Raw genomic sequence first — 24,591 nt, 5'->3', positions numbered from 1 at the left:
CTGACATTTAGTACGGTGAGGTGAGCGGCACTGTGTGAAGATTTCACATGATGCCGCGCGCTTTCCAGACATTCTTTGAAAAAGGGTGGTGAGAACCTATGGCTTCATTACGTGAGATAAAAACTCGTATTAATTCAACGAAAAAGACGAGTCAAATTACGAAAGCAATGGAAATGACCTCTGCTGCGAAGTGGAATCGTGCCGTCGTGAATGCAAAGCAATTTGTTCCTTATATGGAAAAAATCCAAGAGGTAACGGCGTCAATCGCGCTTGGCTCAGGCGGAGTAAATCATCCCATGCTGACAAGTCGACCTGTTAAGAAAACCGGTTATGTTGTAATGACTTCTGACTCAGGACTTGCTGGTGCATTTAACAGCAACGTGCTCCGTCGTGTGAGTCAAACAATTAAAGAACGTCATAAATCGAATGATGAATTCGCGATTATTGCAATCGGACGTGTAGCTCGAGACTTTTTTGTCAAGCGCGGCATGAATGTGGTCCTTGAGACAATCGGGATCCCGGCCCAGCCAAACTTTGCTGACATTCAAGACATTACCCGTGCAACCGTTGGAATGTTTGCCGATGGCACATTCGATGAACTATATATTTATTACAGTCATTATCTAAGTGCAATTTCACAGGAAGTCCTTGAGAAGAAGCTTCTTCCACTTACGGATTTAACGACTACTCAAAAGACGATTTCCTATACATTCGAGCCATCTGCAGAAGAAATATTAGAAGTTCTCCTGCCTCAATATGCTGAGAGCTTAATTTTTGGCGCTCTCCTAGACAGCAAAGCGAGTGAGCACGCCGCTCGGATGACAGCAATGAGAAATGCAACAGATAACGCAAAAGAACTAATCAATCACTACACACTAGTCTTCAACCGTGCCCGTCAAGCGTCGATCACTCAAGAAATCACAGAAATCGTCGGCGGTGCGGCAGCGCTAGAGTAGGAAATTTGACTATTTAGAATGATTCTAATCTGGTGCCTGACACCAGTATAACCATTTAGATTCGAGCAGGGAACGATCATACCGTTCCCGACTCATTTTGTTCAGTTTAGAACAATGCGCGCGGGCCACACTGAGGTCATTTTTCAAAAATGCTTAGGGGTGGTTTTCGCGTAAGAGTAAGTTAGGAGGGAAAACGATGAGCAAAGGACGCGTTCTTCAGATTATGGGTCCGGTAGTTGACGTTAAGTTCGAAAGCGGTCATCTGCCTGCGATTTATAATGCGTTGAGAATTTCAAGTAAAGCGAGTAATGCTTCCGAAGTTGATATCAACATTACCCTTGAAGTAGCTCTTCATTTAGGTGATGATACAGTTCGTACAATTGCGATGTCAACAACTGACGGTTTAACTCGTGGAATAGAAGTTGAAGATACTGGTGCACCAATTTCGGTACCAGTTGGTGATGTGACTCTTGGTCGTGTATTTAACGTATTAGGAGAAACAATTGACCTTGATCCTGCAATTCCAGCAAACGAGCGCCGTGATTCCATTCACCGCGAAGCACCAACATTTGAAAACCTTTCTACTCAGGTAGAAATTCTTGAAACTGGTATTAAAGTAGTAGACTTACTTGCTCCTTATATTAAGGGTGGTAAGATCGGTCTATTCGGTGGTGCCGGTGTAGGTAAAACGGTATTAATCCAGGAATTAATCAACAACATCGCACAAGAGCACGGTGGTATTTCCGTATTTGCTGGTGTTGGTGAGCGTACACGTGAAGGTAATGACCTTTACCACGAAATGACGGATTCTGGCGTTATCAAGAAAACTGCGATGGTATTCGGACAAATGAACGAGCCGCCTGGCGCACGTATGCGTGTTGCTTTAACTGGTTTGACCATGTCTGAGTATTTCCGTGATGAGCAAGGACAAGACGTGTTGTTCTTCATGGATAACATCTTCCGTTTCACGCAAGCAGGTTCTGAGGTTTCCGCGCTACTTGGCCGTATGCCATCAGCGGTAGGTTACCAGCCAACTCTTGCAACTGAGATGGGTAAATTACAAGAACGTATCACATCTACAAACTTAGGATCAGTTACATCGATCCAAGCGATTTATGTACCAGCCGATGACTATACGGATCCGGCTCCGGCTACAACATTCGCTCACTTAGATGCAACAACAAACCTTGAGCGTAAGCTTTCTGAGATGGGTATATACCCAGCGGTGGATCCTTTGGCTTCAACATCTCGTGCTTTGTCACCTGATATTGTTGGCGAAGAGCACTACAATGTAGCCCGCCAAGTTCAATCAACATTACAACGTTATAAAGAATTACAAGATATCATCGCGATCCTTGGTATGGATGAACTTAGTGATGATGATAAGTTAACGGTACAACGTGCGCGTCGTATCCAAGTATTCTTATCTCAAAACTTCCACGTTGCTGAGCAGTTTACTGGCCAACCAGGTTCTTATGTACCTGTAAAAGAAACGGTACGTGGTTTCAAAGAGATTCTTGAAGGTAAGTATGACCACCTTCCAGAAGACGCGTTCCGTTTGGTTGGACGTATTGAAGATGTGCTTGAGAATGCAAAACGCATGGGCGTTGAGGTCTAAACTGAGCCTGGAGGGTAAAAAATGAAGACGATTAAAGTCAGTATTGTTACTCCCGATGGCCCGGTGTATGAATCAGATGTAGAAATGGTAAGTACCAAGGCAACAAGTGGTGATTTAGGGATTTCCCCTGGTCACATGCCGTTGGTTGCCCCGCTGGAGATTACGTCTGTTCGTCTTAAAAAAGACGGTAAAACGGATTATGTTGCGATCAGTGGTGGATTTTTAGAGGTCCGTCCTGATCAAGTGACGATTTTGGCTCAATCAGCGGAACTTGCTTCTGAAATTGATGTGGAACGTGCCGTAAAAGCGAAGGAACGTGCAGAACAGCGTATGAGAGATCATCAAGCTGAGCATACCGATTTCAGACGTGCGGAGCTTGCTTTACAGCGTGCCATCAATCGCCTCGCCGTATCGGAAAGAAGATAATAGTATAGTTAAAACCCCTTTGGCGGCAATTTTTTCGAAATTGTTGCTGGAGGGGTTTTTTTGGTTGTGATGTATTCTGGGGAGTCTTTCTAAAAATAGGGATTTTAAAAGGTATTTCCCGGAAATTTGAATAGTCCATTGACCGTCTTTTTCAGCCGGACTGATGCTCGATATTGGAATATTTGCATGAAATGGAAGCTTGTGAATATGATGGTAAAGGGACATGTTACTTGTTTTAGAAAAATTGCTTTTTTAGAAGAATAAAAGGGAATTTTGAAAAAGAGAGATGAGATATACGCTTTATGACAAATCTCACTGACATTGTTCACATTTTGTTGTTAAATAGATGTTGTTGTCGAATTTATTAGGTGTTTGACTGGGGACATCTAGTTGGCACGTCATCTTCTGCTCAAACTGCACTTGCAAAATTCCCGCTTGAAGGTCTCTTTTGGCAGCGGCCACTCAAGAGCCTTTCAACCGGGAATTTCGCGGCGGATAGAATCCCAATTTTTATGAAGGCGGCTTGTCGACATGGGTTTGTAACAATGCTATAATGAATTCGGTTACAATATTTACTAGTATGAAAATTTACAACATTGGAGGGGATAGACATGGAACTTCTAAATGTATATCAGAATAATTATCTGATTGTTTTTGCATTTCTGTGTCTTGGGGTGCTGCTGCCTGTGGTGGCGTTATATTTAGGTAAGCTTCTGCGTCCTCATAAACCGAGTGAGGCGAAGTATACCACATATGAGAGCGGTATTGATCCATTTCACGATTCCCGTGTACAGTTCAATGTCCGCTATTATATTTTTGCCCTAATGTTTGTTATTTTTGATGTAGAAACTGTGTTTTTATATCCTTGGGCGGTGGCCTATGATAGATTAGGGATTTTTGCGCTAATCGAGATGTTAATTTTTGTTATTATGTTATTAATTGGCCTTGTGTATGCCTGGAAAAAGAAGGTGCTACGATGGAATTAAAACTAGATGGCATTTCACAACAAGAAATGGCAGAGTTACAGCGAAATGTATTTATGACTACGCTAGAGCAAATTAAAGCTTGGGCCCGGAGCAGTTCGATCTACCCAGTGACATTTGGTCTGGCTTGTTGTGCGATTGAAATGATGGGTGTGGGTGGAGCAAACTATGATTTGGACCGTTCAGGTTCATTTTTCCGGACGTCGCCGCGTCAGTCGGATTGTATGATTGTGTCGGGCACCGTGACAAAGAAGATGGCGCCAATTTTACGGCGATTATATGACCAAATGCCCGAGCCGAAATGGGTCATTGCGATGGGTTCTTGTGCAACAGCAGGTGGGCCGTATGTAAAATCTTATTCAGTCGTTAAGGGAGTCGATCAAATCGTTCCTGTCGATGTATACATACCTGGATGCCCTCCAAACCCAGCCGCTTTAATTTATGGAATCAATAAATTAAAGGAAAAGATTCGCTATGAAGCGAAGACTGGGAAGAAGGTGATCTAACCAATGAGTGGGGAAAAAGATCTTGAACAGTTAAAGAAGGAAGCGGTTGCGAAGGCAAAGGCAGCGGCGGCAGCGAAACGAGCAGCGAAGGCTGCTGGGGAAGCGGCACCAGCTCCAAAGCAAGAAGAAAAGCCGGCCGAACCAGTTAAAGCTGAAGCTCCAGCTCCAGCAAATGACGCAGATGATCTTGCGAAGAAAAAGGCAGAGGCTGTTGCGAAGGCGAAGGCGGCGGCTGCAGCGAAACGGAAGGCGATGGAGCAAGGCGGCACTTCAGCTCTAGCGGAAGATACCACGCCAGCAGAACCATCAGAACCAGCAGCGGACGATAGCGATGATCTCGCGAAGAAAAAGGCGGCAGCGGTGGCAAAAGCGAAGGCTGCGGCCGCAGCGAAGCGTAAAGCGCTGGAGCTTGCCGGTGGAGAAGCTCCAGCCGAAGAAACGGCTCCAGCGGAACCAGCAGCAGAAGATGGCGACGATCTTGCGAAGAAAAAAGCAGCAGCCGTAGCGAAAGCGAAGGCCGCGGCGGCAGCAAAGAAAAAAGCGATGGAACTTGCCGGTGGAGCCCCAGCCGAAGAAACCGATGCTCCAGCTGGTGACGATGCCAAGGCGAAAGCGGCAGCAGCGGCCAAGGCGAAAGCAGCGGCAGCAGCCAAAGCAAAGGCAGCGGCGGCTGCAAAAGCCAAAGCAAGCGGTGCAGGTGCAGACGCAGCGGGTGGCGATGACGAGAAAGCAAAAGCGATCGCGGCCGCAAAAGCGAAGGCGAAAGCAGCGGCAGCAGCCAAGGCAAAAGCCGCAGGTGCAGGAAAAACGGATGACACGGCAGCACCAGCAGCTGCAGAGCAGCCATCACCAAACCAGCCATACCTAGACAAGTATGTGAGGGTCATAACTGAGCACCTAGGTGCAAATGTTTTAGAAGATTCTTATATTAATAAACTTTCTAAGGATGTTCCCACCCTTGTGGTGAAGCCTGATACCTATTTCAAAGTAGCTCAATTTTTAAAGTACAATGAGCAGTTAGGGTTTGATTATTTATCAGAACTTCATGGGACAGACTTTGTGACACATATGGAAGTATATGTTCACTTATACTCATACAAAAATCGTCAATCGGTTGCTTTTAAAGTGAAGATTGACCGCAGCGAACCAACAATCGAGTCCTTGCAGCCGCTTTGGGCCGGGGCAGAATGGCCTGAGTGCGAAGCCTATGATTTACTTGGAATTAAGTTTCCAGGACATCCGGACTTACGTCGTATCCTGCTTGGCGAAGATTGGGTTGGCCATCCACTGCGCAAAGATTACGAGCCGTACGACGTGGAGGTGTAACCAATGATCAGAACAGAAGAAATGATATTAAACGTCGGTCCTCAGCATCCAAGTACGCACGGAGTGTTCCGTCTCGTCGTTAAAATTGATGGGGAAATTATTACCGAAGCAACGCCTGTCATCGGTTACTTACACCGTGGGACAGAAAAATTAGCTGAAGATCTGCAATATACGCAGATTATTCCATATACAGACCGGATGGACTATTTGTCCTCCATGACCAATAACTATGTCATCTGTCATGCCGTCGAAACGATGATGGGGATTGAAGTGCCTGAGCGAGCTGATTTCTTGCGCGTGATTGCGATGGAATTGAACCGGATTGCCAGCCACCTTGTTGCCTGGGGAACTTATATCCTCGACCTTGGTGCAACCAGCCCGTTCATTTATGCCTTCCGTGACCGTGAAATGATTATCAATATGCTGAATGAATTATCAGGGGCACGTTTGACCTTCAACTATATGCGCGTTGGCGGTGTGAAGTGGGATGCACCTGAAGGCTGGATTGAAAAAGTAGGCAGCTTTGTTCCTTACCTGCGCGGACAGCTGAAAGGCTATCACGAACTGGTGTCCGGCAATGAAATCTTCCTTGACCGGGTAAAGGGAATTGGGAAGTACACGAAGGAAGAGGCGCTCCAGTATTCCTTGAGCGGACCGAATCTTCGCAGTACCGGCGTGAAATGGGATCTCCGTAAAGATGAACCCTATTCTGTCTATAATCGTTTTGAATTTGATGTGCCAACTTCAGAAGAAGGCGATTGCTTGGCCCGCTACCATTTGCGCCTGGCTGAGATTGAACAATCCTTGAATATCCTTGAACAGGCCGTGGAACAATTCCCAGCCGAAGGACCAATTTTAGCGAAAGTGCCGAAAATCATAAAGGCACCTAAGGGAGAGGCATTTGTCCGAATTGAATCACCGCGCGGAGAGATTGGCTGCTATATTTATAGCGACGGTAAAAAAGAGCCGTACCGCTTAAAGTTTAGAAGACCGTCCTTCTATAACCTGCAAATTCTCCCGAAACTATTAAAGGGTGAAAATATTGCAAACATGATCGCTATTTTAGGGGCAGTGGATATTGTCCTTGGGGAGGTTGACGGCTAATGATAGAAGAATTGCTCCAGTCAAGTCCGGGTTGGGCTAACTTTGGAATTTTCTTTTTACTCGGCGCTGTCTTGCTTTTAATTGTATTAGGATTCGTTACCTACGGAATTTTAGCAGAGCGGAAAGTCTTGGGTTACATGCAGCTGCGTCATGGTCCAAACCAGGTCGGCGGTAAATGGGGACTCTTGCAAACCGTTGCTGACGTTCTTAAGCTGTTACTAAAAGAGGACATCATTCCGAAAGCAGCTGATAAACCATTATTTATCATTGCGCCGGTCATTGCCTTCGCACCTTCGTTTATGGTGCTGGCCACGATGCCGTTCACGGATGCCTTTCAGTTCGCTGATATCGGTGTTGGATTACTTTACTATATCGCAGTGAGCGGATTAACCACCTTCGGCATGCTGCTTGGCGGCTGGGCCTCGAATAACAAGTACGCTCTCTTAGGAGGCATGCGTGCATCAGCTCAGATGATTTCCTACGAAATCCCGTTAGTTATGTCGGTACTAGGTGTCATCCTTTTAACAGGAAGCTTAAATCTAAATGATATGGTCGAAGCACAAAAGCATGGCTGGTTTATACTCTTACAGCCAATCGGCTTTATTATCTTTTTCATCGCCTCGATTGCCGAGTTAAACCGGACACCATTTGACTTGCCGGAATCGGAAAACGAGCTTGTTGCTGGATACCACGTCGAGTATACTGGATTCCGCTGGGCCTTCTTTATGCTCGCAGAATATGTGTATTTATTCGCAATGTCTGCCTTGATTACCGTCGTCTTCCTTGGCGGCTGGCTGGCGCCATTCAGTTTCTTGGACTTTATCCCAGGTGCAGTCTGGTTCGCGGTTAAATTCAGCGTCGTTGTCTTTGTTTATATTTGGCTGCGGGCCACCTTACCGCGTTTCCGCGCCGACAAACTCATGGAATTCGGCTGGAAAGTCCTCCTGCCAATCGCACTAGCGAATATATTCTTAACTGCATTAATTAAGTCACTATTCTTTTAATGGGCTTTACTGGTGCCTGACACCAAGCAAGGTGTAGACAGTAGAAATGATGGCAACACCATAAATGGTGCCTGACACCAATAACAATCTTTAAAATGTAAAAGGGGTGAAAAACGTGCTTGGATTAGCAAAAGGCTTGAAATATACCCTTAAGAACTTGACGCGCGAAAAGGTTACTTATGATTATCCAAATAAGCCGATTCCACTGCCAGACCGGTTCCGCGGGATTCAAAAGTTTTATCCGGAGAAGTGTATTGTGTGTAATCAGTGCATGAATATCTGCCCGACGGATTGTATTAATTTAACGGGTAAAAAGCATCCGGACCCTGCGAAAAAAGGGAAAATCATTGATACCTATGATATCAACTTTGAAATTTGCATCCTTTGTGACCTTTGTACGGAGGTATGCCCGACAGAAGCAATCATCATGACCAATAACTTCGAGCTCGCTGAATACAGCCGTGACATGTTATTTAAAAACCTAGAATGGTTAGATGAAAACGATGAAAACATACGGCAGGTGAATAAACCATGACCATTTCGGGGGAATTCCTCGCATTTATGGGGCTCGCACTTGTTGCCATTATCGGCGGTGTGCTGCTTTTAAACCTTACCAAGGTTGTGCATATGGTCGTTTCACTGATCTTCACCTTTGTAGCAATCGCTGGTATTTACGTAGTCCTGTCCGCTGAATTTGTGGCCGCAGTGCAAATCTTAATCTATTCCGGTGCCATTACAATTATTATGCTATTTGGAATCATGTTAACGAAGCATAATGATGAACATGAACCGAAAACAGGGAAATGGAGAAAAATCCTTGTTTTCTTAGGGATTGTCGGCTTTGCGTTTGCCGTTTATCTTGGGATTTACGATTTCAATATCGAACAGGTTCCGACCACATTGCATGAAAATAACACGATGCAAATTGGTAAAGCACTTTACTCAAAATACATCATTCCATTTGAGTTAACGTCTGTTTTACTATTAGTCGCCCTAGTTGGTTCGATTATCTTAGCGAAAAACGAGAAGAAGGAGGCGGATGATAAATGAGTTCCGTTCCCGCTTCAGCCTTCCTGGCACTAGCACTCATTTTGTTTTGCATCGGTTTATACGGTGCACTGACAAAAAGAAATACCGTAATCGTCCTGATCTCGATTGAATTAATGCTGAATGCCGTGAATATTAATCTCGTTACCTTCAGCAAATATGGAATGGCGCCGTCGATCACGGGCCAAATCTTCGCTCTGTTCGCCATCAGCGTGGCAGCGGCCGAAGCAGCCGTTGGTCTAGCGATCTTAATCTCGCTCTACCGCGCTAGAAAAACTGTTAACATCGATGAAATGGACACAATGAAAAACTAGACACAAGAAATTGTCTTTCAACAAAATTCGAATGGTGATGTTTGTATCATTCGAAAGGGGATAGTGATAATGATGGAGAATGCATGGCTCATACCGCTTTTCCCGCTATTATCGTTTTTGATCCTTCTTCTTTTCGGGAAGCGACTGAAGGAAGCAAGTGCCTATGTGGGGATTCTTCTCACGCTGGCATCACTTGTCTACTCGATTTTGGTTTTATTCGAGCGCTTCAAAGAGCCGACCTATGTCACGAAATTCGACTGGCTCACGATAGGAGATATGCATCTAACAGCGGGCTTTGAAGTGAATCAATTAAATGCATTAATGCTGTTTATCGTATCGCTCGTAAGTTTCTTGGTACATACCTACTCCAAAGGTTATATGCAAGGAGACGAGCGGTTTCCGGTATTCTATGCCTATTTAGGATTATTTACGTTTGCGATGCTTGGCCTAGTTATATCGCCTAACCTGCTGCAAACCTACATTTTCTGGGAACTTGTCGGTGTCGGTTCCTTCCTATTAATCGGTTTTTATTTTTACAAAGACGAAGCCAAAGCTGCGGCTAAAAAGGCATTCATCATGACCCGGATCGGGGATGTGGGCTTATTTATCGGCATGATTCTGCTATTCTGGGAAACCAAAAGCTTTGAATATAGCGAAATTTTCGCGGCGGTTGATGCCGGTGCGGTGTCAGGCACCATGATTACCTTAACCGCGATCCTAATTTTCATTGGAGCGGTTGGTAAGTCAGGTCAGTTCCCGCTCCACACGTGGCTTCCGGATGCGATGGAAGGTCCGACGCCAGTGTCGGCGTTAATCCACGCGGCGACGATGGTTGCGGCTGGGGTTTACTTGGTTGCGGCACTATTTCCATTGTTTGAGGCGAGCCATACGGCGCTCCTTACGATCGCTGTGATCGGTGCATTTACGGCAATTTTCGCCGCAAGCATTGGTCTTGTACAAACCGATATCAAACGGGTACTCGCGTATTCAACGGTTTCACAGCTTGGCTACATGATGCTGGCCTTAGGGTCTGCGGGCTATGTGGCGGGGGTATTCCACTTGATGACACATGCCTTCTTCAAGGCTCTTCTGTTCTTGGCAGCTGGTTCTGTCATTCACGCGGTACATACTCAGAACATCGAAGAAATGGGCGGACTTTGGAAAAAGCTCAAGCTTACTGGACCGCTATTCTTAATTGGAACACTGGCAATCAGTGGTGTCCCAGGGCTTTCCGGATTCTTCTCAAAAGATGAAATTTTAGTAGCGGCCTGGGAAGGCGGACATCCTGTTCTCTTTTTCTTAGCCCTTGCGGCGGCCTTCATGACAGCATTCTATATGTTCCGCTTGTTCTTCCTAGTCTTTACGGGTAAAGCACGCGGCAACCAACAGCATGTCCATGAATCGCCATCCAATATGACCTTACCAATGGTCGTTCTTGGCGTTCTAGCCATAATCGCTGGTTATGTCAATACACCGTGGTTCGGAACATTCCTTGGCGATTGGCTCGTTGATGGCAACGAAGCGTTGGCACACCAAGGCCACGTGGAAGGACCGGCTTGGATTATGATTGCTGCAACGGTCGTTTCCCTAGCAGGAATTTTCCTTGCCTACTTGATGTACAACAAACGTTCCATCGCCCGCGACTGGTTAAGCGGATCGGGCGATACGCTGCATACGATTTTATTAAACAAGTATTACGTTGATGAGTTTTATCAACTGACAGTGGTAGCCTTCACAAAAGGTGTCAGCTACTTCTTACGTTTCATTGATGTGTTCCTTGTTGAAGGGCTCGTCAAAGGCGTGGTCGGAATTGTTCAAGGACTTGGCGCCGCAGGGTCGAAACTGCAATCCGGACAGGTTCAAACGTACGGTGCGGTGGCCTTTGTCGGACTCGCGGTTCTCGTCGTCATCTTTGCATTAACAGGGGGGTACTTACGATGAATTTAACATCTGTTCTTTCACTCCTAGTATTCTCCCCTTTACTAGGTATCGTGCTTTTAGCGTTTATGCCGAAAACGGCAGAAAAACCAATCAAAGCGGTCGGCTTTCTAGGGACCTTGCCGGCCTTGCTGCTTGCCCTGGCTGCTTACCTTCATTTTCAATTTGGTAAGGATCTAGCCGACTTTGCGGTTACAGCCAAATGGATCCAATTCCATGGGATCAATGCACCTGAACCATATTTTTCCGTTTACTATGAACTTGGCTTAAGCGGTTTTCAGCTTCTGCTCGTTGTCCTGACAGCGGTAGTTGCGACGCTATCGGCGATTGCCGCAGCAAAGTTTGTGAAGAAAGAATGGAAGGGCTATTTTATGCTGTTCCTGCTCCTAGAGATAGGAATGCTTGGCGTGTTTACGGCCGAAAACTTAATTCTGTTCTTCATCTTCTTTGAAATCACGCTCATTCCGACCTTCTTCTTAATCGGAAAATGGGGTTATTTTGAAAAAGAAAAAGCAGCCTACAGTTTCTTAATTTATAATGGACTAGGTTCTGCGATTCTATTAATTGTGATTATGATTCTTTTTGCAAAAACAGGATCAACCAATATTAACTATTTAACCGAATTAATGGCGAATCCAAAAGCACCGCTTTCTAGCGATCTGAAAATGGGCTTATTCATTGGCTTCTTGCTAGCGTTTGGCGTCAAATTGCCGATATTCCCATTACACAGCTGGATGTTAAAAGTCCACGTTCAAGCACCGCCATCCGTGGTTATGATTCACTCAGGGATTCTTTTGAAAATAGGTGCGTACGGATTAATTCGTTTTGGAATGGGCATTTTTCCCGGGCAATTCGGGACTCTTGCGACGCTGATTGCCATCCTAGGAGTGATTAATCTTCTCTACGGGGCGTATCTAGCGTTCATTCAAACAGATTTTAAAATGGTTTTAGCTTATTCATCGATTTCCCATATGGGAATTGTGCTAATCGGACTGGCTGCCATGAATGAGGCCGGGATTCAAGGGGCGATTTTCCAAGTGATTTCGCACGGATTGATTTCCGCGCTGTTATTCTTCTTGGTCGGCGTCCTGTACGAACGCACCGATACGTCACTTATCGAAAATCTCGGCGGAATGGCGAAGGGCATGCCGATTGCAGCTGGCTTCTTGTTGGCTGGCGGGATGGCGTCGCTTGGCTTGCCAGGGATGTCTGGATTTATCAGTGAGTTTATGGCCTTCCTCGGTCTATTCAAAGAAATGCCGGTGATTGCAGCGGTAGGTACGCTCGGCATTATTATGACGGCGGCTTACTTGCTTCGCGCGGTTTTAGGAATCACATACGGCAAGGCGCACCGTGAATTTACAGGCATCCTTGATTTGAAAGGCGTCGAATTCGTGCCTGTGCTGGTACTTATGCTGTTAATCGTAGTAATTGGTGTTTACCCAAGTGTCCTAAGCGCGCCATTAAAAACTACACTTGAAACCATCATGCTAGGGATAGGAGGGTGATGAAGGATGAGTCTTGATACCTTGCAGCAATTTCATTGGAGTGCCATGACACCAGAGTTCATCATCCTTGGTGTATCCGCACTTCTTACACTTTTAGATTTATTTATGCCGAAAAATCAAGACCGAAGAGTTCTCGGCTGGATCGGAATTGTTGCGATTATCGCTGCAACCGTGTCCGTGCTTAGTTTAGTGGGCGGACCTGTGAGGTCGATTTTGGACGATTCGTTCCGCTTAGATAGTTTTGCGATGGGCTTTAAATTATTACTGCTAGTAGGGGCAGGTCTGGTAATGCTTTTGGCCGTCAGCTACCCAGCGAAGGATGGTTTAGAGGAATATCGCGGCGAGTTTTATTATTTGTTCTTATCTGCCTTGCTCGGCGGCATGATTATGACATCGAGCGGCGATTTAATTACGCTGTTCATCGGCTTGGAATTGTTAACTGTTTCTTCTTATATTTTAGCGGGGATACGCAAGTATCATTTAGAGTCGAACGAATCTGCGATGAAATACGTCATCAATGGCGGAATTTCCACAGCGATCACGTTGTTTGGGATGAGCTATATCTATGGATTAACCGGCTCAACCAACTTAGTGAAGATTGCCACTAGCTTGACACAGGTGGCAGACGGTCAACAGGCTTACCTATTAACATTGGCATTTTTAATGGTATTTGTGGGGTTAGCGTTTAAATTGGGGGCAGCTCCATTCCATATGTGGGCACCTGACGTCTACCAGGGTGCGCCAACACCGGTGACGGCTTTTCTAAGTGTTGTTTCAAAAACAGCCGGTTTTGTGATTGTACTTCGGATTTTATTAACCGTCTTTCTCGCCGCCGCATCGGTCGAAGGTCCAGAAAAGCCAATCCTGATTCAAATGCAGGATTACTTGGCCTTGATCGCGGGAGTAACGATGATTATCGGGAACGTCGTGGCATTGAAGCAGTCGAACATTAAACGGATGTTTGCGTATTCTAGTATCGCACATGCGGGGTATATCCTCGTGGCGTTGACGACGTTGAACTCAAACATCTTTTACTCGATTTGGTTCTATCTGCTCGCTTACTTACTCATGAACATGGGTGCGTTTGCCATCATCCAGGTCGTTACCGAAAAATCAGGTTCAGCGAAGATTGCTGATTTTGCTGGCTTGTACCGCCGTTCACCTGTGCTTGCGGTCGTTATGGGGATCTTGCTTGTATCGCTGGCAGGTTTCCCGGGCACTGCCGGTTTCATTGGAAAATTAAACATTTTTATCGGTGCATTTGCTGGTCAGACACCACATTATGTGCTCGCTTCAGTGATGATTGCGACGACGGTGGTTTCGTACTTCTATTACTTTGGTGTGATGACACAAATGTTTTTCCGTCCGGCGAGTGACGACAGCAAGTTTAAGATTCCAGCGGGGATTTTAATCGTGTTGTGGGTTGCAGTTGTCGGTTCCATACTGTTTGGTGTAATGCCGAATTTTGCGCTAGACTTTATGCAAAATAACCTGAATAACCTTTCGGACTTTTTCAGTTAGGTTAGGCGCGGTCGGAAAAGCAGGATGCTTTGGGGGAAGCATCCTGTTAAATTAAAGGGGTATTCATACATGAAAAAGGAGAGGCTGGGGGAGCCTCTTCTTTTTTTATTGGCTTTTAAAAGGTGCATATTACATCATTTTGAGAACTAATAACATATTTTGGGAGACTTATTACATCATTTTGAGAACTAATAACCTATTTCTGGACACTTATGACACATTTTGCGAAACTTACGACATTTGCTGGATATAAATTGGAAAACCCTAGATTGCAGTACCCACTAATGCCAAAAAGCTGCAAACAACATAATCGTTGCTGCAGCTTGTGTATTAGAACTTGGTATTCAAGGCTGGATTTCGATCTCGAATGGTGTCATATCGTGATTCTTCTTTATCAGGTGTCGGTTCCACATCTATTGGAGCCTCTTGCACCATATCCTTATCAGAGTGGTCTCGTTTATTAACTAGGACGAGAATTTTTCCTTCTTCAACCGACTCTTGATAATATTTGGCGTCATCGTCTGGAATTCCAAGGCCGATGAGTGCGCCTGCTAGTCCGCCTACACCAGCTCCTGTTATAGCACCCAAGATGCTTGACGCGATAGGACCTGCGGCGACAATCGGGCCAATACCTGGGATGGCCAGAGCGCCAAGTCCTGCTAATAATCCGGTTGCACCACCGATTGCACCACCTGTTAGCGCGCCAGTCGCAGCCGTATCTTCAACAGCAGTGCCTGTTTCTTCGGTGATCGTATCCAAATGATTATGATCCTTACCGATTACGCTGATTTCCGACTTATCGTATCCCCATTTTATCAGGTCCTCTATGGCGGCAATCGCCTCTTGTTCTGATTGATACACACCTACAATATTCTTCCCGTGCTTGTCCATTTTTTCTCCTCCTCTAATTTAATAGGTTGGATAAATGCTATTTTGATAGTTTATCTTTCACTTCGCCTACGCCTTCTTTTACTTTACCTTTGGCTTTATCGACTTTGCCTTCTACCACCTTTGAATCATCATCTGTTAAGCGGCCCCATTGCTCTTTCGCTTCACCTTTCACTTGGTCAACACTTCCTGAAAATTTATCTTTATTCATATTATTTAGCCTCCTAATATTAGTTATCTAATTCTTTTCGCCATCGCTAACGCCATTATCTTGATCTACTCCATCACCAACACCGTCCTCTTTTAATTTTTCCTCCACATTATTCACTGCTTCTTCAATATTCTGCTTTGCATCGTCCATTGTTGCGTTGGCTTCCTTTTTCGTATCAGTGTCTACTGCATCTTTTTGTTGTCCATCACTGATCCCGTTATCCTGGTCAACCCCATCACCACATCCAGCTAACCCGCCGAATGTCAGCGATAAGCCAATCCGCCAACTAGTAATCGTTTCTTCCAATTCATTTGCATTGGTAGCTCCTCCTTCTAATTGAACTGTTTAGAAGTGCAAGTCTGCCTTGCATATTGGTTATATTCCCGCTGCAAAGAACTTGAAACCTCATTTTTTCCTAAGAGGGCCTTCTGTTGTGTTCCTACTATTAAATGCTTTTTTTGAAAAAATATTATTTTTAAAAACTAGGTTTCGATTCAAAAATACAGGTTATATATCCTATAGAAAAACTGAAAAATCACGAAAAAGGAGTTTGATAGGATGGAGATGGATCACATGATGACTGGCTGGTACTCATATTTTCAACAGCTGCCTACCTTGCTGTTTGCTCTATTGGTATTATTGGTTGGCTGGCTCATCGCTAAGTTTATTGGAAAAGGTGTAGAGTCCCTTTTAAAGAAAACGAGCTTTGATGACCGGCTGTTTTCCAACCTAGGAAAGAGGAAATACTCATCTGAAGTGATAATCGGAAAAATCGTGTATTATATTTTACTCGTGTTTGTCTGGATTATCTTTTTCAATATGCTGAACTTAAGCTTCATTGCCACACCGCTTGTGGAAATGTTATCGGCGATTACAGCCGCGGTTCCTAATGTTCTAAAAGCGGCTCTGATTTTATTGCTTGCATGGGGAGTTGCCTCGCTGCTGCGCCTCTTGTTTAAAAAAGGGACAGCCATGATTCATGGAGAACGTCTCTTAGTAAAATGGAAGATGGCAACTAATGAAGCGGAGGCCGTACGTAAGGTTAACAGTATCGGCAAAGTGCTTTTCTACTTTGTGTTCTTACTATTTTTACCGGGGGTATTGGATGCACTGCAAATAGAAGGCGTATCAGAACCTTTCGCTAACACCCTATCAACCTTGCTAACCTTTATCCCTAAGTTATTTGCTGCGGCCCTGATTGTGTTTGTCGGCTGGCTGATTGCAAAAATGGTCCGCGATATTCTAACAAACTTTTTAAGCAGCGTCGGTACGGAGCGGCTTGGTCAACGTTTCGGTCTAAACACGGCAGGAGAGGGAACCAGTCTTTCGAGTATGATTGGGAACATTGCGTTTATCTTAATCTTAATTCCTACGATTATTACAGCGCTAGAAAAGCTTGATCTAAAAGGAATTTCTGACCCAGCCATTTCGATGCTTCATCATGTGCTCGCGCTCATTCCAAACATCGCCGTCGCGGTCATCTTAATCTTAGCGGGCTTATGGCTTGGTAGATGGGTTGAAAAATTGGTGTCGCAAATGCTGTGGCGATTACGATTTAACAACATCTTTCACCATATGGGGATTGGGTCGTTAAATCCCGAGCAATCCAAGTATAATCTTTCACAAATCGTTGGTATGATTGCAAAAATTGTAATTGTCCTATTATTTACAGTGGAAGCATTACAAATTGTTCACCTAGAGTTCTTAGTCACTCTAGCAACAGGCGTGATTGCCTATTTACCGATGTTACTGGCTGCACTTGTGATTTTAGGAATTGGTTTGTATGTAGGTCACTTAGTCGAGCGTATTTTACAAAATGTGTTAAAGAACAGCTACTCCCGGACACTAGCCGCTGTAGGGAAATATGCGGTCTTCGCGATCACCGTCTTTATGGCATTAGACCAGCTTGGAGTTGCCCATTCGATTGTTAATGCTGCCTTTATTCTCGTCTTAGGGGGAGCAGCCTTAGCATTTGGACTGGCATTTGGTCTCGGTGGAAAGGAATTCGCCAGCAAATATCTTGATAAGTTAGATAATAAGTTAGACAAGAAAATAATCGAATAAAAGATGATAACAATCCGAAATTTTTCGGATTGTTATTTTTTAAAAAAAGAGAGGGAGTGAAGCTTCTCTTGACGATCATCCATTTACTCTTAATTGCGGTATTAATCGCACTAACCGGATTTTTCGTTGCGGTCGAATTTGCGATGGTTAAAGTCCGTCCATCGAGAATAGATCAGTTAATTGCGGAAGGGAAGAAGGGGGCTGTTTCGGCGAAAAGGGTGGTCACCCATCTGGATGAATATTTATCTGCCTGTCAACTAGGGATAACCGTGACCGCACTGGGCCTGGGTTGGTTGGGTGAACCGACCGTAGAAAAACTATTGCACCCATTCCTAGCGGCACTAGACCTCAATCAATCCGTGACACATATTTTATCGGTTAGTTTGGCCTTTGTGTTGGTTACCTTTTTCCATGTAGTGGCAGGGGAATTGGCACCGAAAACGGTAGCGATTCAAAAAGCTGAGGCGATTACGCTTTTCTTCGCTGTACCAATTATCTGGTTTAACAAAATCATGTTTCCCTTTATTTGGCTCTTAAATGGTTCAGCCCGGCTGCTAACGGGGATGTTTGGCGTAAAGCATTCATCGGAACACGAAGGAGCTCATTCTGAAGAAGAGCTGCGAATTCTCTTGTCAGAAAGCTATAAAAGTGGTGAGATCAATCAGAATGAATTACGCTATGTGAACAATATTTTTGAATTTGATGAGAGAGTGGCAAAGGAAATTATGGTGCCGCGGCCCGAGATAAGCAGCCTGCCGATGGACGCGACGGTGGATGAGTTCTTAAAAAGGGTGAGGGATGAAAATTTTACCCGCTATCCGGTTATGGACGGGGATAAGGATCACATAATCGGCATTATTAACGTGAAATCGCTGTTAACGTCGTTTATGTTGCATACAGATAATCTGGATGAGTTGCAGGTAAGTTCCTTTATCAGTCCCGTGATTCATGTGATGGAAACCACTCCCATACATGACTTACTGGTGAAAATGCAAATTGAACGGACACATATGGCCATTCTTATGGATGAATACGGCGGGACCTCGGGTTTGGTTACGGTGGAGGACATTATTGAGGAAATCGTTGGAGAAGTGCGTGATGAGTTCGATGCCGATGAAGTGGCCGAGATTCAAAAGATCAAGGAGAACCATTATATTGTCGATGGGAAATTATTAATTGAGGACGTAAACGATTTACTAGGGGTCAACCTAGTCGACCCGGGTATTGATACCATCGGCGGCTGGTACCTGACGCAAAACTCTGATGCGCCAATCGGCAGTAAAGTGGAATCAGAAGGGTACGTGTTCCAGGCCATTGCCAGTAAGGGGTATCACATTTTGAATGTGGAAGTGAAGAAGATTTAGACGTGAAGAAGCCTCGAGACTCGAGGCTTTTTTAGTGGTTTTGGCTACTTCGCCAGTAAAAAGTGGTTATGTGCCAGTAAATTTGTGCTATCCGCCAGTAAGTGGCGGTTATGCGCCAGAAAACGGTGGTTATGCGCCAGAAACTGGCCGCTCCGCCAGTAAACGGCGGCCATGAGCCAGTAATCGACCGCCATCCGCCAGTAACTGACCATCATCCGCCAGTAAATGCAGTCGGTGGTTGCTGATTCTTCAGCTTTTTCTTCATGATTCGAATATCATGTTGAAAGAGCTTGTTTATGGCCTCTTTATCTCCATATAAAAGCAGCTGATCCCCTTCCTGTAATTTTTCGTTGTAGATATTGCACCGTATTTTCGATTGACCTCTTTTAATAAAAAGCACGATAAACTCTGGCCGCTCTTGGTCATTAAACAGCTGGTTAATTGTTTTATAGACAAGCAAAGAGTCGGTATAGATATGCAGATTGAGCAGAAAATCGTTCTTTTCCGTTAAAAACACGTCCCGAATCGGCAAATCGCCGAGTTCCATCTGCTGCTTCATCTCTCTATGAAATAATTTTGATAACAGGTTTTGAATGCAGGCGAGTTTTAATACGCCAAAAACAAGCATGACGCCGCCTGCAATGTAAAAAATATGAATCATCCGTAGGTCGCCCGAAAGGAAATTACTGATTGTTGAAATAATGACGGCAAGGGAGAAGGCCCCAAACAAGATCAGGAATGTAGCGAGTTTCCGGCGAATCGGGTGGCCTAAAATAAGCTCCGATTCCTCCGTTGTAAAGCCCGTGCCGGTCATTAACGAAATTACCTGAAACCTTGACACCTTTAAATTGAGCCCCGTTAATCGAAATAAAACAACGTAAATTTCGATAACCGCTGTAATGATGATGAAATAGACGAGTAAAAAAAGTAAATTCATCCAACCAGCCACCTCAAAAAATTAGTTGGGGTAGTCACCTGCCCCAACTGTTTTATCACTGCATCTTCTCATTATAAAATTGAACGGAATACATGGCCCCTTCACTGACCATGTTATTATCCTCTAAATCACGCGGGTGTGGATGTCCTCCTTTTTCTATCGGGAGTTCTTCACTTTTATCAAACGGGGTAGGTTTAATCTTTCGTTTCCAGTCTCTCAGTACACTTTCCGCTTTTAATCGGTTCGGTTTAGATGATAGCCACATTGCGGCCGAAGCTCCCATTCCAGCGGCGACAATAATCGATGTAACAGGTACCATACGTTTCATATTAAAACCTCCTATTAGATTCTCTTAAAATAGCACTTTTAAAAAAGTTCTATTTCTAGTTGTAATACCCGCTTCCGTTTCTCTCAAACCATATTTCCGAAGTTTCATTAGTTCCGGATTGGGGGATATAGGTAGAAAACCTTTGTGAAAGGAGATCCGATGGCTATCGATTGGAAATGGTATCAAGTTAAGAAAGATGAGGATGAGCGCATCCAACCAATTTTCAAACAAAATCGTTCTAGATGTAACGAATGGCTGAATCAAGTGCGCAAGAATAAAACTAATTCCCTAAGGATTAAGCTTCTTGATTCAGGGGAAAAGGTAGTGACGGGTTCGCTTATTTATAAGCAAAATTTTGAAGAGGAAGGGGACTACAAAATTTTCCATTATTATGTAACAGAGGAGCAGCTGATTACGGTTGATCTTAATTTTTCCAACTTAAAGCATATCCGTCCTGAACCGCTTTTTAAGCAAATAAAGAAAGCTGAAAACGCGGTTGATGGATTTTTTATGCTCCTAGGCGAACTGATGCATGAAATGTTAGTTGAAATCGATCAATTCGAAGAAGCGCTGAAAACACTGATCTGGAGTATCCGAAAGCGGAATGGAACGAGCATTCTTGAAGAAATTTATATGCGAAGGCATGAGCTGCTGGTCTGGAAGAGTCTATTGATTCCGATTAACGAGTTAAAAATAGGAATTGAGGAAGTGAAACTGAATGAAGTAAGCAGAGAGGAGATTTTTACGCTTCTTGTTAAACGGATTGAACGAATGACCGCCCTGCTCAACGAGTACGAGCATGAGCTGGATTCGATTATCAATTTAGAAGAGGTCATTTCTTCCCATCGCGGCAATGAAATTATGAAAACCTTAACAGTGATCACGATCCTGTTTACCCCGATTATGGCATTTGGGGCTTTATGGGGAATGAATTTCAAGCAGATGCCTGAACTCGAATGGCGGTACGGCTATCCTCTTTCGGCCATTATTATCGTGATCTCGACGCTCCTGCTCTATGGCTATTTAAAGTTTAAAGGCTGGACAGGCGATCTGTTAAAAGGAAAAAAGAAAGATTCCTATTTTAAGTAATGATTCGGCTTGCCCAAGGGCAGCCGGTTCTTTTCATAAAAATAACGACCCTGTGAAAGGGCCGTTGCGTCTTATGGGCCGCTATTGCTGCGGATCGGGTGTTTGCTTTTCTTCCTTCTTCAGCTCCGTACCGGTTTTCTCCTCCTCCATTTCCTTGCCGAGCTTCTTTATTTCCTCTAGATTCTGTGCCATCGAACTATTGTTGGACTTCTCGACTTTCTCCTTTAATTCTCTTTTTTTAGTCTCCATGTGAACACCTCTCCTTTGTAATCCTGTCATACCCCATTATTTAAAAAATGAAACCTAACAGGTAGATAGGTCGATTCGTCTAATTTGAATATTTTGGTATAATATTGGGACTAGAACTGGTGTCAGGCACCATGTGAATTCTTCACATGGTGCCTGACACCACCACAAACAGCCTAGTTTAATAGAATTTTTTTATAAAGAAAGGTTTAGACTTTGAAAATAGGGGTATATACACTATAAATCTTTCAGGGGTGATGATGAGAATGAATATAACCATAGATAAACAACAACGTGATGAGGAAATCGTAGTGCTTGTGGCGGGAGAAATTGATGCGTACACGGCACCAAAACTTAGAGAGGAATTATTGGCGCTGGCAGAAGAGGGAAATAAGTCGATTACCGTTAATCTACAGGATGTGTCCTATTTAGATAGTACCGGTCTGGGGGTGTTTGTAGGTTTATTCAAACAGCTAAAGGAAAAGGGCGGCGAATTAAAGCTGATTCAATTATCGGATCGACTAAAGCGGCTGTTTGAAATTACTGGCCTAAGTAAGGTCATGAACATTTCTGCTACGACTGAGGAGGGGAGACGATGAGCCAAGTGATGGATTATATCGAGATGAAAATTCCTGCCAAGCCGGAGTATGTGGGCGTGATTCGTTTGACATTATCGGGAATTGCCAGCCGGATGGGTTTTACATATGAGGAAATTGAAGATCTTAAGATCGCGGTAAGTGAAGCTTGTACGAATGCTGTCCATCACGCCTATCCCAAAGACGAAGGCGGAGAGGTAATTATCGGGTTTGGGATTTATGAGGACAAGTTAGAAACGATGGTATCTGATAGTGGAAAGAGCTTTAATTTTACCCAGAAGAAAAATGAATTAGGCCCCTACACGGAAGCAAGTACAGTGGAGCAGCTGGCAGAGGGAGGGTTAGGACTATATTTAATTGAAACGCTGATGGATGAAGTGAGTGTGGCGAATCATTCCGGGGTAACGGTCTTCATGGTGAAGTATCTAAGTGGGGAGCGTGAAAATCATGACACAACCATCTCAACCCAAGAAACGAACTAGAGATGAAATTGATGCCCTGATCGTCGAGTTTCAGCAGAACGAATGCCCGCTTTCGCAAACCATTTTAGTCGAACATTACTCGGCCCTGATCGGGAGTCTTGCACGAAAATATTCAAAGGGGAAATCGTTCCATGAGGACCTTATGCAAGTAGGGATGATTGGGTTATTGGCGGCAATCAGAAGATTTGACCCAGACATGGGCAAACCTTTCGAGTCGTATTTAATTCCAACCGTTATTGGCGAAATTAAGCGATTTCTCAGGGATAAAACCTGGAGTGTCCATGTGCCGAGACGGATCAAAGATTTATGGCCAAAGATTAAAACGGTAGCGGACGAGCTGACCAATCAATATCAGCGTTCACCGAAGGTCGAGGAAATCGCGGATTATTTAGAGATCTCCGAAGAGGAAGTATTGGAAGCGATGGAGATGGGGAAAAGTTATCAAACAGCGTCTGTCGATCAAACGATTGAAACGGGTTCAGATGGAAGCACGTCGACGACCCTGGACATTATCGGATCCGACGATGAGGGCTTCGAAAAGGTTGACCAAAAGCTCCTGCTCGAGAGTGCGATGCATGTTCTTTCGGAGCGAGAAAAGGAAATCATCCAATTCACGTTTGTCGCGAATAAAAGTCAGAGGGAAACCGGAGAGCTTTTGGGGATTTCGCAGATGCACGTGTCCCGTCTACAAAAAAAGGCGATCGAGAAGTTACGAAAGGCACTCTTGTGTGACGCCTATCAAGGAGTCAACGATGCTTGATAGGATACCTGGTGCCTGACACCGCAAAGTAGGTAACTGGTGTCAGGCACCAGGTAAACGAACTGAGCTTGGGAAAGGGGGGAATCGCTATGGCCATGAAAATTGCGGTGGTTGACGATAATCAAACTAATCTGATGATTATCGAGAAAATTCTGCGGAAGGCTGGTTATAATCGGTTGGTTCTGCTGACATCTGCCAAGGAGTTATATCAATGTTTGCAGCTGGATGAGGTAAATGCCGAGGAGGTTCCGTTCGATTTAATTCTAATGGACTTGATGATGCCGGAAATAGACGGAATGGAAGCATGCAGAAAGGTTCTTGCGGATGAGAGGTATGCTGACCTGCCAATCATCTTCGTTACAGCCATGGGAGATTCCAACAAAATGGCTGAGGCGATGGATGCAGGTGCCCTTGATTATGTCCTGAAACCCATTAATAAAGTGGAGCTGCTGGCGCGGATGCGTTCCGTCCTTCGATTAAAGCAAGAGAAGGACTTACGGAAGGAACGGGATAAACGGCTCCAATATGAGTTGGACCTGGCGAAGCAGGTGCAAGGAAGCATCCTAAGTGATCCGATCGAAGAAGAGGATGTAACGATTTCGGCTATCTATAAGCCTTCCTTTGAGCTGGCAGGGGACTTGTATGCCTGGTACCCAATCAGCGAACATCGGTATGGCGTGATTTTGCTTGATATGATGGGGCATGGAATTTCATCCTCACTCGTATGTATGTACATATATTCAGCATTGAAGGATACGATTACGGGGATGTGTGATCCAGAGCGGGTCATGAGAGAACTGAATCGGCGCATGTATCAGCTGAAGATGCCTGATCATTTGATTAACTATTATTTCACCGCGATTTACCTAGTACTCGACACTGAAACGCAAACGATCGAGTACGTCAATGCCGGTCATCCAGCGGGAATCGCCATCGTGGATGATGAGGTGAAACTATTAACGGACGGGTGCTGTGCTCTTGGTTTTTTTGAAGAAATCGATGTAACCAAAGGCGTCATTCCTTACAAGCGTGGTGCGCGGACGCTGCTCTTTACCGATGGCCTGTCCGAATGGCTGGAGGAGGATTATGAGGATGCGATCGCGAAGCTCATCAGCACCCTACAAGCGAAAGACATCGACACTCCAGATGCGTTCCTTCACCAGCTGCAGCCAAGTCTGGAACCGCACAATGCCCCGAAGGACGACCTTTGCTTGGTGATGATTTCGACGAATGGTTAAAAAATACAAGGGTGTCAGCGGAAGAGCTGGCACCCTGTTTACTAATTGGTGGGTCGGGTTTTGCTGGAAAAATGGTTGCTGAGGAAAAGGCAGCGTGCTGGTTGTGAAGGGGGCGTTCTAATCGTGCCTGTGAGCCT

At 44.8% G+C, this 24,591-nt stretch carries 27 protein-coding genes; 21 read left to right on the top strand and 6 right to left on the bottom strand.

Translation table 11 applies throughout. The features are described from left to right. Positions 1-98 precede the first annotated feature (98 nt). The 14 genes from atpG to nuoN all read left to right on the top strand — a co-directional run bounded on the left by atpG (position 99) and on the right by nuoN (position 14,251). The gene (gene atpG, locus M3610_RS12715) at positions 99-956 is read left to right on the top strand and encodes an ATP synthase F1 subunit gamma (RefSeq protein ID WP_098571520.1); all 858 of its coding nucleotides are present in this window, start codon (positions 99-101) and stop codon (positions 954-956) included. A gap of 196 nt (positions 957-1,152) precedes the next feature. Further along, positions 1,153-2,574, top strand: coding sequence for a F0F1 ATP synthase subunit beta (gene atpD / locus M3610_RS12710; protein ID WP_098571519.1), 1,422 nt, complete (start codon positions 1,153-1,155; stop codon positions 2,572-2,574). Between the two features lie 21 nt (positions 2,575-2,595). After that, complete coding sequence (locus M3610_RS12705; RefSeq protein WP_251459522.1) at positions 2,596-3,000, top strand: F0F1 ATP synthase subunit epsilon; 405 nt, start codon at positions 2,596-2,598, stop codon at positions 2,998-3,000. Between the two features lie 611 nt (positions 3,001-3,611). After that, a complete protein-coding gene (locus M3610_RS12700) occupies positions 3,612-3,986 on the top strand; it encodes an NADH-quinone oxidoreductase subunit A (RefSeq protein ID WP_098571517.1) in 375 nt (124 codons plus the stop codon). Beyond that, the gene (locus M3610_RS12695) at positions 3,977-4,489 is read left to right on the top strand and encodes a NuoB/complex I 20 kDa subunit family protein (RefSeq protein WP_088090195.1); all 513 of its coding nucleotides are present in this window, start codon (positions 3,977-3,979) and stop codon (positions 4,487-4,489) included. The genes M3610_RS12700 and M3610_RS12695 overlap by 10 nt, the downstream gene beginning before the upstream one ends. A gap of 3 nt (positions 4,490-4,492) precedes the next feature. Next, complete coding sequence (locus M3610_RS12690; protein ID WP_251459521.1) at positions 4,493-5,815, top strand: NADH-quinone oxidoreductase subunit C; 1,323 nt, start codon at positions 4,493-4,495, stop codon at positions 5,813-5,815. A 3-nt stretch (positions 5,816-5,818) separates the two neighbouring features. Beyond that, the gene (locus M3610_RS12685; RefSeq protein WP_098571515.1) at positions 5,819-6,919 is read left to right on the top strand and encodes an NADH-quinone oxidoreductase subunit D; all 1,101 of its coding nucleotides are present in this window, start codon (positions 5,819-5,821) and stop codon (positions 6,917-6,919) included. Then, complete coding sequence (nuoH, locus tag M3610_RS12680) at positions 6,919-7,923, top strand: NADH-quinone oxidoreductase subunit NuoH (protein ID WP_251459519.1); 1,005 nt, start codon at positions 6,919-6,921, stop codon at positions 7,921-7,923. The genes M3610_RS12685 and nuoH overlap by 1 nt, the downstream gene beginning before the upstream one ends. A gap of 115 nt (positions 7,924-8,038) precedes the next feature. Next, the gene (gene nuoI / locus M3610_RS12675) at positions 8,039-8,458 is read left to right on the top strand and encodes an NADH-quinone oxidoreductase subunit NuoI (protein WP_251459517.1); all 420 of its coding nucleotides are present in this window, start codon (positions 8,039-8,041) and stop codon (positions 8,456-8,458) included. Next, entirely contained in the window at positions 8,455-8,973 is a 519-nt protein-coding gene (locus tag M3610_RS12670) for an NADH-quinone oxidoreductase subunit J (RefSeq protein ID WP_098571512.1), read from the top strand. Before nuoI ends, M3610_RS12670 begins: the two co-directional genes overlap by 4 nt. Then, positions 8,970-9,284 carry an NADH-quinone oxidoreductase subunit NuoK gene (nuoK, locus tag M3610_RS12665; protein WP_026568243.1) on the top strand — a complete coding sequence of 105 codons (315 nt, stop codon included), beginning with the start codon at positions 8,970-8,972 and terminating at the stop codon, positions 9,282-9,284. The genes M3610_RS12670 and nuoK overlap by 4 nt, the downstream gene beginning before the upstream one ends. A 69-nt stretch (positions 9,285-9,353) precedes the next feature. Then, positions 9,354-11,225 (top strand): NADH-quinone oxidoreductase subunit L, encoded by a 1,872-nt coding sequence (gene nuoL / locus M3610_RS12660; protein WP_251459515.1) that lies wholly within the window; start codon positions 9,354-9,356, stop codon positions 11,223-11,225. Further along, complete coding sequence (locus tag M3610_RS12655) at positions 11,222-12,730, top strand: NADH-quinone oxidoreductase subunit M (protein WP_098571510.1); 1,509 nt, start codon at positions 11,222-11,224, stop codon at positions 12,728-12,730. The genes nuoL and M3610_RS12655 overlap by 4 nt, the downstream gene beginning before the upstream one ends. Positions 12,731-12,736: 6 nt before the next feature. Further along, on the top strand, positions 12,737-14,251 hold the full coding sequence (nuoN, locus tag M3610_RS12650; protein ID WP_251459513.1) for an NADH-quinone oxidoreductase subunit NuoN: 1,515 nt from the start codon (positions 12,737-12,739) through the stop codon (positions 14,249-14,251). A gap of 330 nt (positions 14,252-14,581) precedes the next feature. Here the strand turns inward: nuoN and M3610_RS12645 are convergent, their stop codons facing one another. Genes M3610_RS12645 through M3610_RS12635 form a run of 3 tightly spaced genes read right to left on the bottom strand, consistent with a single transcriptional unit; the run spans position 14,582 to position 15,656 of the window. Then, complete coding sequence (locus M3610_RS12645; RefSeq protein WP_098571508.1) at positions 14,582-15,142, bottom strand: general stress protein; 561 nt, start codon at positions 15,140-15,142, stop codon at positions 14,582-14,584. Between the two features lie 37 nt (positions 15,143-15,179). Further along, positions 15,180-15,350 carry a CsbD family protein gene (locus M3610_RS12640; protein WP_251459511.1) on the bottom strand — a complete coding sequence of 57 codons (171 nt, stop codon included), beginning with the start codon at positions 15,348-15,350 and terminating at the stop codon, positions 15,180-15,182. Between the two features lie 27 nt (positions 15,351-15,377). Then, positions 15,378-15,656 carry a hypothetical protein gene (locus tag M3610_RS12635; protein WP_251459509.1) on the bottom strand — a complete coding sequence of 93 codons (279 nt, stop codon included), beginning with the start codon at positions 15,654-15,656 and terminating at the stop codon, positions 15,378-15,380. A gap of 252 nt (positions 15,657-15,908) precedes the next feature. Here M3610_RS12635 and M3610_RS12630 point away from each other — a divergent pair, with 252 nt between their 5' ends. Together M3610_RS12630 and M3610_RS12625 are read left to right on the top strand one after the other, a co-directional pair. Continuing rightward, positions 15,909-17,414 (top strand): mechanosensitive ion channel, encoded by a 1,506-nt coding sequence (locus M3610_RS12630; RefSeq protein ID WP_251459508.1) that lies wholly within the window; start codon positions 15,909-15,911, stop codon positions 17,412-17,414. Positions 17,415-17,482: 68 nt separating this feature from the next. Then, positions 17,483-18,778 (top strand): hemolysin family protein, encoded by a 1,296-nt coding sequence (locus tag M3610_RS12625; protein ID WP_251459506.1) that lies wholly within the window; start codon positions 17,483-17,485, stop codon positions 18,776-18,778. Positions 18,779-18,989: 211 nt separating this feature from the next. Here the strand turns inward: M3610_RS12625 and M3610_RS12620 are convergent, their stop codons facing one another. After that, the gene (locus M3610_RS12620; RefSeq protein WP_251459504.1) at positions 18,990-19,715 is read right to left on the bottom strand and encodes a TrkA C-terminal domain-containing protein; all 726 of its coding nucleotides are present in this window, start codon (positions 19,713-19,715) and stop codon (positions 18,990-18,992) included. Between the two features lie 55 nt (positions 19,716-19,770). Next, positions 19,771-20,043, bottom strand: coding sequence for a hypothetical protein (locus tag M3610_RS12615; protein ID WP_098571503.1), 273 nt, complete (start codon positions 20,041-20,043; stop codon positions 19,771-19,773). A 159-nt stretch (positions 20,044-20,202) separates the two neighbouring features. Between M3610_RS12615 and M3610_RS12610 the strand changes: the two genes are divergently transcribed. Further along, the gene (locus M3610_RS12610) at positions 20,203-21,132 is read left to right on the top strand and encodes a magnesium transporter CorA family protein (RefSeq protein WP_251459502.1); all 930 of its coding nucleotides are present in this window, start codon (positions 20,203-20,205) and stop codon (positions 21,130-21,132) included. Between the two features lie 81 nt (positions 21,133-21,213). Here M3610_RS12610 and M3610_RS12605 read toward each other — a convergent pair whose 3' ends face one another. Further along, complete coding sequence (locus M3610_RS12605) at positions 21,214-21,381, bottom strand: hypothetical protein (protein WP_180229968.1); 168 nt, start codon at positions 21,379-21,381, stop codon at positions 21,214-21,216. 263 nt (positions 21,382-21,644) lie between these two features. Between M3610_RS12605 and M3610_RS12600 the strand changes: the two genes are divergently transcribed. The 4 genes from M3610_RS12600 (at position 21,645) to M3610_RS12585 (ending at position 24,454) form a co-directional block, all read left to right on the top strand. Then, entirely contained in the window at positions 21,645-21,977 is a 333-nt protein-coding gene (locus tag M3610_RS12600) for an anti-sigma factor antagonist (protein WP_251459500.1), read from the top strand. Beyond that, positions 21,974-22,456 (top strand): anti-sigma B factor RsbW, encoded by a 483-nt coding sequence (gene rsbW / locus M3610_RS12595; protein WP_098571500.1) that lies wholly within the window; start codon positions 21,974-21,976, stop codon positions 22,454-22,456. Before M3610_RS12600 ends, rsbW begins: the two co-directional genes overlap by 4 nt. Then, on the top strand, positions 22,422-23,216 hold the full coding sequence (gene sigB, locus M3610_RS12590) for an RNA polymerase sigma factor SigB (protein ID WP_251459498.1): 795 nt from the start codon (positions 22,422-22,424) through the stop codon (positions 23,214-23,216). Before rsbW ends, sigB begins: the two co-directional genes overlap by 35 nt. Positions 23,217-23,311: 95 nt before the next feature. Next, positions 23,312-24,454, top strand: a complete 1,143-nt coding sequence (locus tag M3610_RS12585) for a PP2C family protein-serine/threonine phosphatase (protein WP_396953647.1) — start codon at positions 23,312-23,314, stop codon at positions 24,452-24,454. Positions 24,455-24,591: the final 137 nt, after the last annotated feature.

Source organism: Neobacillus sp. MER 74, from assembly GCF_023714155.1.
This window is presented reverse-complemented; position numbering and strand designations above follow the sequence as displayed.